Here is a 12,032-nt window from a genome sequence, read left to right on the forward strand (position 1 = left end):
AGGGCAAAAAAAGATACAGCGGAAAGCCCGACCCAAGCCGCTGGAAATAATAAACATGTTTTTGTAAGCGTTGGAAAGGGACACGCCCAAAAACTTTATGATTTTTTAAGAAGTCTCTGACGGATTATTTTGCTAACTTTGGTAAAATCAATATCTTAAAAATTATTTAATTATGGGAAAAGGAGATAAAAAATCGAGAAAAGGAAAAATTATTGCAGGAAGTTATGGTATTAAAAGACCACGAAAAGCGAGTTCTGCATTAAATATCCCTGTTAAAGTATTAGATGAAAATGATAAAAAAGCTTCTAAAGAGAAAGTGAAAAAAGAAGTCGGTTCTCCGACAGAGAAAACAGAAAATGCGGAAGTAGATAAGAAGCCGAAAGCTGAAGCAAAACCGAAAACCGATAAAAAAGAGGACGCTAAATAGCGAAATCTCAATAGTAGATATAAAAAAAACCGGAGAATGATCTTCGGTTTTTTTATTGTTTTATAAGTGTAATTATTTCCTGTCAAAAAGACTTCCTAAAAGCCCGCCTAATCCACCTTGACCTTGCTGCTGATTACCGCCTAGAACGCTTTCCAGAATTCCTCCGAGTCCGCCGCCACCTGAACTTTGCGTTGCACCTCCCAAAACACTTCCTAAAATATCAGTAATAGGATTTGAGCCTCCTTGCGCTTGTTGTTGCTGAACTTGGCTGCTTGCGTTTCCTAAAATTCCGCCAAGTAAATCTCCTAAACCACCACCTGACGTAACGCCATTTGCCTGTTTTTCTCTACCGATAAATCCCATAATTACTGGAGCTAACATTGCTAAAATCGGTCCGATCTTATCCACTGAAATTCCTGTTTTTTGAGAAAGTTGATTTTCAACATCTGTTTTTTGACCGCCGAAAACGTGGTCGAGAATCGAGCCACCTTCCTGTTGTCTTGCTGCTGCCTGAGAAGGATCGTTTAAAATACTTCCGTCGTGATCTTTGTCAAGGGCATTATTCAGAGCATCTGCTTCTTGTGGATCGTCAGTTTTTTTTCTTAGATAAGAAATAACTAATGGTGCAGCTACGGCCAATAAAGCGATAACTTGTGTTTTGCTGATTCCGAATTTGCTTTCGGCATCTGTCGCAACTTGGTTTCCTGTGTTTCCTGTGATAAGGTCAATTAAACTCATATTTGTATGTTTTTATAAAAAAATAATAATTTTTTCACAATCAAAGTTATCAAAAATTGAACCTAATGCTTTTTCTAAAAACTTAAAAATTGTTAAACTCTAGTTTTTGAAAATAGGAACATTCGAACATGCTTCACCAAACATTAATGATTTTACAAGCGGTTTTAATTGTTCAACCAATTCGATATAGGCATTCTCGGGAATCGATTGATCGCTGCAGCCTTTTACCAAAACTCTTTTATCAATCAATTCTGAGAAGTCATAAGTCTGAACAGCATTGTGCATCAATAAAACTTCTAAATCTTCTCTGTTTCCGAAAACGATTTTTTTTGCAGTTTCGGTTAGTTTCGCAGTGATTAGAAAGTAGGCCCAAAGTGGCACAATCGCATCAGCAGAATTGTAAATATAAATGTAGCAATCTTTGTATTCATCAAGATTTATAGCTGCGATTTTTTCACGGAAATCCTTTTCTTTTAAAATCAATTCCTGGAAAAGGAAATCCTTCAAATCGATACCGATCCGTTTTCCTTTTGGTAGCAACTGAGCGAGATCGAAATTGACCAATCCGCTTTCGGCTATTTTATTTTTTATTTCTAAATCAGACATTTTTTTATTTTATCTTTGAACACAAATTTAAGTATAATTAATGATTTGATTTGAGCCGAAATCTCAAAATTCAAATTATAAATCCCGAATCTATTTTGAAATATTATATCATCGCTGGCGAAGCATCTGGAGATTTGCACGCTTCCAATTTAATGAAATCGATTCTAAAGAAAGATCCTCAAGCGGAATTTCGTTTTTGGGGTGGAGATTTAATGATGGCTGTGGCTGGATTTGAACCGGTGAAACATTACAAAGATTTAGCTTTTATGGGGTTTTTGGAAGTTGCTAAAAATTTGGTAACGATTCTAAAGAATATTAAAATTTGTAAACTAGATATTCAGCAATACCACCCTGATGTTTTGGTTTTGGTCGATTATCCTGGCTTCAATTTGAGGATTGCAGAGTTTGCTAAAAGTTTAGGAATTAAAGTCGTCTATTATATTTCACCGCAACTTTGGGCCTGGAAAGAAGGTCGTGTAGAGAAAATTAAAAAGTTCGTCGATGAAATGTTGGTGATTCTACCTTTCGAAAAAGATTTCTATAAAAAACATAATGTTGAGGCACATTTCGTGGGACATCCTTTATTAGATGCGATTTCCGATTTGCAAGAAATCAATATAGATCAATTTAAAAAAGATAATAATTTAAACGAAAAAGAAATTATCGCACTTTTGCCAGGTTCTCGTGAACAGGAAGTGACGAAAATGCTGGAGTTGATGCTTTCTGTTCGTCCTCATTTTAAAAATTATCAGTTTGTAATTGCCGGCGCGCCAAGTTTACCGAAATCATTTTATCAAAAATACGTGGATGAAAATGTTCATTTTGTTTCCAATAAAACTTATGATTTGTTAAGGAGTTCAAAAGCGGCGTTGGTAACTTCAGGAACTGCAACTTTAGAAACGGCTTTGCTCAATATTCCGGAAGTGGTTTGTTATAAAAGCAGCATGATTTCTTACGAGATCGGGAAGCGTGTTGTAAAAAACATTAAATATATTTCCTTGGTTAATTTAATAATGGATAAGGAAATCGTAACTGAACTTATTCAAAGTGATTTGAACACGAAAAGTTTAGTGGATGAATTATCAGCTATCTTGGAAGGAGAACAAAGGGATAAAATGTTACACAGTTTCAAACAACTTCGGGAAAAATTAGGCGGAAAAGGGGCGAGCGATGAAGCTGCATCTTTAATTGTTAAAGGGTGATTTGACTTGTGATTTTGTCAACGTAAGTTGATAATTTTACGAAAAAAGAAATTGCATAAAGAACCTTTACTTATTCTCTTCGTTTGTTTTGTACTTGGGGTTTTCTTGCAGGATTATCTTTTTTTGTCTAAAAAGATAATTTACGTTTTATTGATTTTTAGCTTTTTAACCTTGTTTTTTATCGTTGTTGTTAAAAATTTCTATTTCTATAAATTCCGTCCTGTATTATACGGATTCCTTGCGTTCACTGTAGGGGTTTTTATTCATTCTTTACATTCCCAAAAACCGGAACTTCCATTATTAAAAGGGAAGGAAACCATTACTTTTAAAATTACTAAAAAACTCAACTCTAACGAGAAAAACCGTCGGTATGAAATCGATGCTTGGAAAGATAATAGTCATTTTAAAAGTGTGCTCTCATTTCCGAAAACTGAAAATGAGTTGAATTATCAACATTATTATAAAGGAGAAGTTTACATTAATCAAATCGAAAAACCTTACAGTGATTTTCAGTTTGATTATGGGAAATACCTTTCCAGAAAAGGGATTTACTTTCAAAGCTATTTACCGAATTCTTTAAAGGTTGCAAAACGGGAAGATCTTTCTTTCGCTGAAAATATTAAACAGCGACGTTTAGAAACTTTAGCAAAAATTGATCACACTGATCTGAAGAAACGCAGCCGTGAATTTGCCAAAGGAATTATTCTCGCCGACCGCACAGAAATGGATCAGGAAACCGTTCGTGATTTTCGCGATTCTGGAATGATGCATATTCTCGCTATCTCGGGAACTCACATGGCAATTATTTTCGGCGTGATTCTGTTAGTGTTGAATTTTATTTTTCCGCCTAAATATCGAAGATATAAAATTGTCCTTGCGCTCATCTTAATTTGGTCGTTTGCTGTTTTTATTGATTTCGGTAATTCTGTCGTCAGAAGTTGTGTGATGATTTCTGCTTATTACACCTTTATATTATTACAAAGAAAAACAGATCTGCTTCATTCAATGGCGCTTGCGGGCTTTGTAATTTTATTTATAAACTCCAATCAGCTTTTTGAAGTTGGGTTTCAACTGAGTTTTGCGGCCGTTTTTGGGATCTATTGGTTTAATCAACCTATTTTAAAATATCTCCCGAAGGCAAAAAATAAGTTTCAGAATTTCATGTTGAATGTTTTGTCCATCAGCTTGTCTGCGCAACTTGGAACAATTCCTTTGGTGATTTATTATTTCCATCAGTATTCGGCGGTTTCAATTATTGCGAATTTGGTCATTATTCCGTTTGCTGAAATTGTGATTGTCTTTTCATTATTAATGGTGATTTTGATTTCATTGTCCATTAGTTTCAATTGGCTGAATTATATTTATGATGAACTCATTACATTTACTTTAAAGGTGATTCACTTTTTCGCCGACGCAGATTCTTTAATGCAAAGGATGATTCCGTTAACTTTATTAGAAGTGTTGCTTCTTTATCTTTTGTTTTATTTTCTACGATTTGCCATTCAAAAGTTCAGTATTAAAAATGTATCAAAGATTATTTACTTTTCCTTGATTTTTGTTTCCCTTCGATTAATGCTGAATTATCGAGCTGATCAATTAGATGAGGTTTTGGTTCATCCGTTTTTTAAGGAAAAAATCACGTCAGTAAAAAAGGGAAGTTCTGTTATATTCTATAGTTCAGAAAATTCAAATCAAGAAAAAATTAAGCAATATATTATTGAACCTTATCTTACTTCGAGAAGAACGAAAAAATATGCAGTTGAGGTAAGGCCAAAAGATATCTCTTCGGTTGAGCCTCAAAAACAAAAATAATTATGCGATAAAAGTGAATTTTTTGTTGTGTATTACACATCTTATTTAGAAAGATTACAAACTAAAATATTCTGACATTTCTCACGTGGATAACACTCAGCATTTTTCTAACTTTGTTGGAATTCAAATTTAAACATTAATTATGGCAGGATTAACAAGTTCTTCTATTGGAAGAAAGTACGCAATGGCATTATCTGCAATGTTTTTGCTCATTTTCCTAATTATGCACCTCTCGGTCAATTTACTATCAGTTTTTAGTCAAGATGCATTCAACTCCGCCTCGGAGTTTATGGGTTACAACCCTTTTATTCAATTTTTGATGCAGCCAATTCTTGGTTTCGCAGTAATTTTTCACTTTGTAATGGGCTTTATTCTTGAAATTAAGAATAATAATGCAAGACCAATTAAGTACGGAATGAATGATCGCGCGGCAAACTCTACTTGGATGTCTCGAAATATGCTTCTTTCAGGAGTAGTTGTTTTAGCATTTTTAGGATTACACATGTATGACTTTTGGTGGCATGAAATGGACTACAAATATGTTGTAGGAAGTGTTAGAGATGAAGCAAGATATTGGCCGGAACTTCATGCACAGTTCGGTAACATCGGAAGAGTAATTTTCTATGTAGTTGCATTTTTTTTACTGGGACTGCATTTAGCACACGGATTCCAGTCGTCTTTCCAGTCGATCGGTGCAAGACATCCGAAATATACACCGATGATTAAAGCTTTAGGAACTTGGTATTCAATCCTTATTCCAGCTGGCTTTATTTTAGTGGCCGTTTTTCATTACGTAACTCAATAAATTTTAAGTTTTATATCGACATTAAAATTTAAAATCTAAAATTTAAAATTTCTAAAAATGAGCAAATTAGATTCAAGAATTCCGGCTGGTCCTTTAGCGGACAAATGGAAAAATCATAAAGATCATATGAACTTGGTTTCGCCAAACAACCGTGATAAAATCGATATCATTGTTGTAGGAACAGGTTTGGCAGGTGGTTCAGCCGCAGCGACATTAGCAGAACAAGGATATAACGTAAAAGCATTTTGTTACCAGGATTCACCAAGAAGAGCGCACTCGATTGCTGCACAAGGTGGTATCAACGCTGCGAAGAATTATCAAGGTGACGGTGACTCGACTTACAGATTGTTTTACGATACTATTAAAGGAGGTGATTACCGTTCAAGAGAAGCAAACGTATACAGACTTGCGGAAGTTTCTGCAAGCATCATCGACCAATGTGTTGCACAAGGTGTACCTTTTGGAAGAGAATATGGGGGTCAGTTAGACAACCGTTCTTTTGGTGGAGTTCAGGTTAAAAGAACGTTCTACGCAAAAGGACAAACAGGACAACAGTTATTATTAGGAGCATATTCTGCTGTGAGCCGACAAATCGGTAAAGGTAGAATCAAAATGTATAACCGTCACGAAATGCTGGATTTAGTAATCGTTGATGGTAAAGCAAGAGGAATTATTGCAAGAAACTTAGTAACGGGAGAAATCGAAAGACATTCTGCTCACGCCGTAGTAATCGCTTCTGGTGGTTACGGAAATGTGTATTTCCTTTCTACCAATGCGATGGGATCTAACGTTTCTGCAGCTTGGAAAATTCATAAAAAAGGAGCGTATTTCGCAAATCCTTGTTATGTACAGATTCACCCAACATGTATTCCGGTACATGGAGTAGCACAATCGAAACTGACTTTGATGTCAGAATCATTGAGAAACTCAGGAAGAATCTGGGTCCCTAAAAACATTGAAGATGCAGTAGCAATTCGTGCAGGGAAATTGAAACCTGAAAATATTGCACCTGAAAATCGGGATTATTATTTAGAAAGAAGATATCCTGCATTTGGTAACTTGGTTCCAAGAGATGTTGCATCGAGAGCTGCAAAAGAAAGATGTGACGCAGGTTACGGAATTGAAAATAATGATACTCAAGAAGGTGTTTATTTAGATTTCTCTACTGAAATTCAGAAGAAAGGTAAAGAAGCAGCTATTGAAAAAAATATTCATAATCCTACTGAACAGCAGATTTATGACTTAGGAAAAGCTTGGATTGAAGAAAAATATGGTAACCTTTTCGTGATGTACGAAAAAATTACGGCAGACAATCCTTATGTTACTCCAATGAAGATTTATCCAGCGGTTCACTACACAATGGGTGGAGTTTGGGTTGATTATAACTTACAGTCAACAATCCCGGGTTGTTTCGTAATTGGTGAAGCAAATTTCTCTGATCACGGTGCAAACAGACTGGGTGCTTCTGCATTGATGCAAGGTTTGGCAGACGGATATTTCGTTCTTCCATACACGATCGCAGATTATCTGGCTGCTGATATTAGAACAGGAGAGATTCCTACAAATACTCCAGCTTTTGATACTGCTGAGAAAGGGATTCAGGATAAAGTGAACTTCTTCATGACGAATAACGGTAAACACAGTGTTGATTATTTCCATAAAAAACTGGGTCACATCATGTGGAACAAAGTTGGAATGGGAAGAACTCCTGAAGGTTTACAAGAAGCGATTAAAGAAATTGAAGAGGTAAGAAAAGAATTCTGGGCAGACGTAAGAGTTCCTGGAGACGCAAACGGAATGAACATGGAACTTGAAAAAGCTTTCAGAGTTGCAGATTTCTTGGAGTTAGGTCAGTTAATGGCTAAAGATGCTTTGGCCAGAGAAGAATCTTGTGGTGGACATTTCCGTTGGGATCACGCAACACCGGAAGGTGAAGCAGAGAGAGATGATGAGCATTTCAAATATGTTGCAGCTTGGGAATATCAGGGAGACGATATTAATCAGGAAACCATGCATAAGGAAGATCTGATTTATGAAAATATCGAAGTTAAAACAAGAAGTTATAAATAATCTCCAATAAAGTTAATAATATGAGTGCACAAAAAGGATTAAACCTGACTCTGAAAATTTGGAGACAGAAAAATAATAAAACAAAAGGACAGTTTGAGACTTACAAAATCTCTGACGTTTCTACGGATTCATCATTCCTGGAAATGTTGGATATGCTCAATGAGAACCTTGTCAACGAAGGTCAAGAGGCAATTGCTTTTGATCACGACTGTCGCGAAGGAATTTGTGGGATGTGTTCATTGTATATCAATGGGCGTCCACACGGACCTGACACAGGAATCACCACTTGCCAGTTGCACATGAGAATGTTTAAAGATGGTGAGACTATTCATATCGAACCTTGGAGAAGTGCTGCTTTCCCAATTATTAAAGATTTAGTGGTTGACAGAAGCGCTTTCGATAGAGTAATGGCAGCAGGAGGATTTATTTCAGTAAATACTTCTGGGAATACATTGGATGCCAACGCAATTTTAGTTCCGAAAGAAGATGCAGACAGCGCAATGGACGCAGCGGCTTGTATCGGTTGTGGAGCGTGTGTTGCAACTTGTAAAAACGGAGCAGCATCATTATTTGTTGGAGCTAAAGTTTCTCAGTTTGCTTTACTTCCACAAGGTAGAGTAGAAGCAAAACGAAGAGTTCTGAATATGGTGAAAGCCATGGATGAAGAAGGATTTGGTAACTGTTCAAATACAGGTGCTTGTGAAGTTGAATGTCCGAAAGGAATTTCTTTAGAAGTAATCGCAAGAATGAACAGAGAATACTTTACAGCTGGTGTAGATCAAGGTTAATATTATTTTAACAATCATAAAAAACTGCTTTCAGAAATGAAAGCAGTTTTTCTTTGTTAAACTTTCACAAATCTTGACATTAAATTTTTAATAACTCGGTGAAAACCTTATTTTTGCCGCAAATTAAAAACTCCGATAACTGAGGGTTTACCTATTTTAATTAAATAAAAGAAAAACAATAAAGATGAGTAAGTATTTTTTAATGCTATTAATTGCATTCGTTGCAATGTCATGTTCTAAGAAAGTTGAGGTTTCTGGTAATTTTGCTGGTGGATCACCTTTAGAAAGAATTGAATTTATAGAGGCTTCGGGTGTAGCAACACTTCCGTTGGTTAATATTGGAGTAGACAGCAAAGGAAGCTTTACTGGAACTTTCGATGCGCCAAAAGACGGAATGTACATCATGACTTATGCGGGGAAACAAGCAATGGTTTATTTAAAAGCAGGTCAGAAATTAAATATTTCAGGACAGGCAGATGCTTTCCCAGGTAAATTTACGGTGACTGGAGATGCCAAGAAAAACAATGATTTCATTCAAGAAGCATTAGCTCAGATTCAAGAGTATGCGGGAAAAATAAATGTTGGTGAATTGGTTTCTAAAGATGAAGCTACATTTTTAAAAGAAGTTGAAAAAATCAGAACTGATTTAGAAGGTCGTATCGATGCTGCTGCTAAAAAAACGTCTCCGGACAGCGATGCAGTTCAGTGGAAAAAAGATGAATTGAATGCAAGTGTTCTTGGATTGATGAGTCAGTACGAAATGAATCACGCACAAGCAACTGGAAAACCAGATTTCAAAGTTTCTAAAAACTTTACCGATGCTGAAGCGAAATTAGATAAAGACAAAGACAGAATGTTGAAAAATCAACCGATTTATAGAAATTATTTATTGGGGAAATTAAGTAAAGAATTCCAGGCTTATGCAGAAGCAAATAATAAAACTGGACAAGAAACTTCTTCCGTTTTGTTCTCTAATTTTTTAGATACGAAGAAAGAGATGTCTCAGTTAGAAAAGGATTATTTGTTAGCATTTGTAATGTCGAACAGTGATATCAATCCTTCAACAACTCCAGAAAACTCTGCGAAAATCACTAAACTGATTCAAGATAAAATTAAAGATCCAGTAATCAAAAAAGATTTAGAGCACATCCAGTTTGTACTTTCTGGTCCTAAAGTGGGCGAAGTGATTACTTCTGCAAAATTAGTAAAGGAAGACGGTAGCGCTTTTAAATTGACAGATAACAAAGATAAACCAGCAATGGTAATGTTTTACGCTTCTTGGAATCCTTATATTAGTGAGGCAACACTTCCTGTTTTAAAAGAAATTACCAACTTTTACAAAGCTAAAATGAATTTCATCTATGTGAATTTAGATGACACCAAAGATCAGTTTGCTAAAAGCAGTAAAGCAATGTTACTTGGATTTCCAGGAACTAACGTTTACGGTGAAGGCGGAATGAATTCTCAAATCGCTAAAGATTTAGGAATCTACGGTTTCAAACTTCCATCATTCATCGTTATTGACAAAGAAGGAAAAGTAGCCAGTAAATTCTTCTATAATTTAGGTGATCCAGAATTGGTAAATGTACTAGATAAAATGACCGGACTAAAAGCACCAGCTGCTCCAGAAGCAACACTGCAAAATGATTTGGTTCAGCCACCAATGGAAGCAGCTCCAGCGACAAAATAATAGCTGAGCTCTTTAAAATAATTAATCCTGCACTTTTTGTGTGGGATTTTTTTATCTTTCACAATAAAATTTAATAATGAAAAAAGAATTACTTCTTCCTAAAACTGTTTTGTACACTCTTATTTTAATAAATCTTGTATTTAATTTCGTTATAATTTTTTTCAAGATTCCAAGTTTAGATATTTCACTTGCAGCAGGAAAAGTTCTTATTTATATAGGTTTATTTTCTAGTTTTATTGCTTCTATGGTATTGATTGTCGATGTTTTTACCAATCATATTAATGGCAGATATCTTTGGACTTTAGCCTTTTTATTCTCTGGTGGTTTTATCGGTTTTTTCTATTTAAGGAGCCGTGATTATTATTTAAAATCGGGTAATTTGTAGAAACGAGTTATTATTTAATGATTTAGAGAACACACAACGGGTTAATTCCCGTTTTTTTTATTTTAAAACCTTACTTTTGCGTTCAGATTATTTATAATGAGAAAGAGAAAACAAAATATAATATTAGAAAATATAAAACTGGTTTCAGCTGGTTCAAAAGGTGTTGCTGTTGGAAGAACTGACGAAGGAAAAACCGTTCTGGTTTCTGGTGCAGTTCCTGGTGATATTGTAAACGCCCGAGTGAAAAAATCGAAATCGAATTATTACGAAGCAGAAATGATAGAGATTGTTGAAAGATCACCTTTCCGTGTGGAGCCAAAATGTATGCACTTCGGTGTTTGCGGTGGCTGCAAATGGCAGAATCTTTCGTATGACAAACAACTCGAATTTAAACAAGACGAAGTTTATAATCATATTAAAAGAATTGCAGGGATTGAAGATTTCGAAACGATGCCAATTCTTGGAAGCGACGAACAATATTTCTATCGTAATAAAATGGAATTTTCTTTTTCTAATGCACGTTGGTTAACCCAATATGAAATTAGTTCTGAAGAAAATTTCGGAAATCGTGATGCGTTAGGATTTCATATTCCTGGAATGTGGAGTAAGATTCTCGACTTGAAAGAATGTTTCCTACAAGAAGATCCATCAAATGCGATGAGATTGGCGATTAAAAAACATGCGGTAGAAAATGGTTTAGAATTTTTCGATGTTAAAGGGCAACAAGGATTTTTAAGAACCGTAATGTTCCGCCAGAATTCAAAAGGCGAATGGATGGTTTTGTTCCAGTTATTCCGTGAGGAGAAAGAGAATCAGCAGAAATTGTTCGACTTCATGTTAAGTCAATTCCCGCAGATTAAAACTTTACTTTTCTGTCATAATTCCAAACAGAACGATTCATTATATGATCAAGTAGTTAAGATCTATTCTGGCGATGGCTTTTTAATGGAAGAAATGGAAGGTTTGAAATTTAAAATAGGACCGAAATCATTTTTCCAGACGAATTATAAACAAGCTTTGAATTTATATGCAAAAACTTTAGAGTTTGCAGATTTAAAAGGAGATGAGGTTGTTTACGATTTATATACCGGAACCGGAACGATTGCGCAATATGTTGCCAGAAAAGCAAAACAGGTGATTGGGATTGAATCCGTTCAGGAATCAATTGATGCTGCAAAAGAACACGCAGAATTAAATGGTTTAACCAACTGTACTTTCTATTGCGGTGATATGAAAGAAATCTTTAATGATGAATTTATCGCACAACATCCGAAAGCAGATGTATTGATTACAGATCCACCAAGAGATGGAATGCATCAAAAAGTGGTAGAGCAAATTTTGAAAATCGCTCCCGAAAAAATCGTTTACGTAAGTTGTAATTCTGCAACCCAAGCCAGAGATTTAGCGTTGATGAAAGATCATTATAAATTGGTAAAAATATTACCAGTTGATATGTTCCCGCAAACACATCATGTTGAAAATATTGCTTTACTAATTAAAATATAAAGA

Annotated in this window: 10 protein-coding genes and 1 pseudogene; 9 read left to right on the forward strand and 2 right to left on the reverse strand. The window is 35.2% G+C overall.

What is annotated here, in order from left to right; translation table 11 throughout:
- Positions 1-172 precede the first annotated feature (172 nt).
- A pseudogene (locus Q73A0000_RS17040) lies at positions 173-247 on the forward strand (30S ribosomal protein THX); the annotation flags it as partial.
- Positions 248-499: 252 nt separating this feature from the next.
- On the opposite strand, the gene Q73A0000_RS14620 reads toward Q73A0000_RS17040, so the two are convergent.
- Both Q73A0000_RS14620 and Q73A0000_RS14625 read right to left on the reverse strand, forming a co-directional pair.
- A complete protein-coding gene (locus Q73A0000_RS14620; protein ID WP_193811658.1) occupies positions 500-1,165 on the reverse strand; it encodes a DUF937 domain-containing protein in 666 nt (221 codons plus the stop codon).
- 99 nt (positions 1,166-1,264) lie between these two features.
- Positions 1,265-1,771, reverse strand: a complete 507-nt coding sequence (locus Q73A0000_RS14625; protein WP_193811659.1) for a DUF2480 family protein — start codon at positions 1,769-1,771, stop codon at positions 1,265-1,267.
- Between the two features lie 95 nt (positions 1,772-1,866).
- Here Q73A0000_RS14625 and lpxB point away from each other — a divergent pair, with 95 nt between their 5' ends.
- The 8 genes from lpxB (at position 1,867) to rlmD (ending at position 12,029) form a co-directional block, all read left to right on the forward strand.
- On the forward strand, positions 1,867-2,973 hold the full coding sequence (gene lpxB, locus Q73A0000_RS14630; RefSeq protein WP_193811660.1) for a lipid-A-disaccharide synthase: 1,107 nt from the start codon (positions 1,867-1,869) through the stop codon (positions 2,971-2,973).
- 171 nt (positions 2,974-3,144) lie between these two features.
- A complete protein-coding gene (locus Q73A0000_RS14635; protein ID WP_193811661.1) occupies positions 3,145-4,785 on the forward strand; it encodes a ComEC/Rec2 family competence protein in 1,641 nt (546 codons plus the stop codon).
- Positions 4,786-4,927: 142 nt separating this feature from the next.
- Positions 4,928-5,590: a succinate dehydrogenase cytochrome b subunit gene (locus tag Q73A0000_RS14640; RefSeq protein ID WP_193811662.1), complete on the forward strand. Its 663-nt coding sequence runs from the start codon at positions 4,928-4,930 to the stop codon at positions 5,588-5,590.
- Between the two features lie 57 nt (positions 5,591-5,647).
- The gene (locus Q73A0000_RS14645) at positions 5,648-7,660 is read left to right on the forward strand and encodes a fumarate reductase/succinate dehydrogenase flavoprotein subunit (protein WP_193811663.1); all 2,013 of its coding nucleotides are present in this window, start codon (positions 5,648-5,650) and stop codon (positions 7,658-7,660) included.
- A gap of 20 nt (positions 7,661-7,680) precedes the next feature.
- A complete protein-coding gene (locus Q73A0000_RS14650) occupies positions 7,681-8,448 on the forward strand; it encodes a succinate dehydrogenase/fumarate reductase iron-sulfur subunit (RefSeq protein WP_193811664.1) in 768 nt (255 codons plus the stop codon).
- A 184-nt stretch (positions 8,449-8,632) separates the two neighbouring features.
- Positions 8,633-10,138, forward strand: coding sequence for a TlpA family protein disulfide reductase (locus Q73A0000_RS14655; protein ID WP_193811665.1), 1,506 nt, complete (start codon positions 8,633-8,635; stop codon positions 10,136-10,138).
- Between the two features lie 76 nt (positions 10,139-10,214).
- Positions 10,215-10,523, forward strand: coding sequence for a hypothetical protein (locus tag Q73A0000_RS14660; protein ID WP_193811666.1), 309 nt, complete (start codon positions 10,215-10,217; stop codon positions 10,521-10,523).
- A 96-nt stretch (positions 10,524-10,619) separates the two neighbouring features.
- Positions 10,620-12,029 (forward strand): 23S rRNA (uracil(1939)-C(5))-methyltransferase RlmD, encoded by a 1,410-nt coding sequence (gene rlmD / locus Q73A0000_RS14665; protein WP_193811667.1) that lies wholly within the window; start codon positions 10,620-10,622, stop codon positions 12,027-12,029.
- Positions 12,030-12,032 lie beyond the last annotated feature (3 nt).

The sequence above is a fragment of the Kaistella flava (ex Peng et al. 2021) genome (assembly GCF_015191005.1).
Lineage (GTDB): Bacteria > Bacteroidota > Bacteroidia > Flavobacteriales > Weeksellaceae > Kaistella > Kaistella flava.

Bases quoted from the DNA above. Each gene is read 5' to 3' on its own strand.
- Q73A0000_RS14660 (WP_193811666.1), top strand. From the start codon at position 10,215: ATGAAAAAAGAATTACTTCTTCCTAAAACTGTTTTGTACACTCTTATT.
- Q73A0000_RS14655 (WP_193811665.1), top strand. From the start codon at position 8,633: ATGAGTAAGTATTTTTTAATGCTATTAATTGCATTCGTTGCAATGTCA.
- Q73A0000_RS14640 (WP_193811662.1), top strand. From the start codon at position 4,928: ATGGCAGGATTAACAAGTTCTTCTATTGGAAGAAAGTACGCAATGGCA.
- Q73A0000_RS14625 (WP_193811659.1), bottom strand. From the start codon at position 1,771: ATGTCTGATTTAGAAATAAAAAATAAAATAGCCGAAAGCGGATTGGTC.
- rlmD (WP_193811667.1), top strand. From the start codon at position 10,620: ATGAGAAAGAGAAAACAAAATATAATATTAGAAAATATAAAACTGGTT.
- Q73A0000_RS14645 (WP_193811663.1), top strand. From the start codon at position 5,648: ATGAGCAAATTAGATTCAAGAATTCCGGCTGGTCCTTTAGCGGACAAA.
- Q73A0000_RS14650 (WP_193811664.1), top strand. From the start codon at position 7,681: ATGAGTGCACAAAAAGGATTAAACCTGACTCTGAAAATTTGGAGACAG.
- Q73A0000_RS14620 (WP_193811658.1), bottom strand. From the start codon at position 1,165: ATGAGTTTAATTGACCTTATCACAGGAAACACAGGAAACCAAGTTGCG.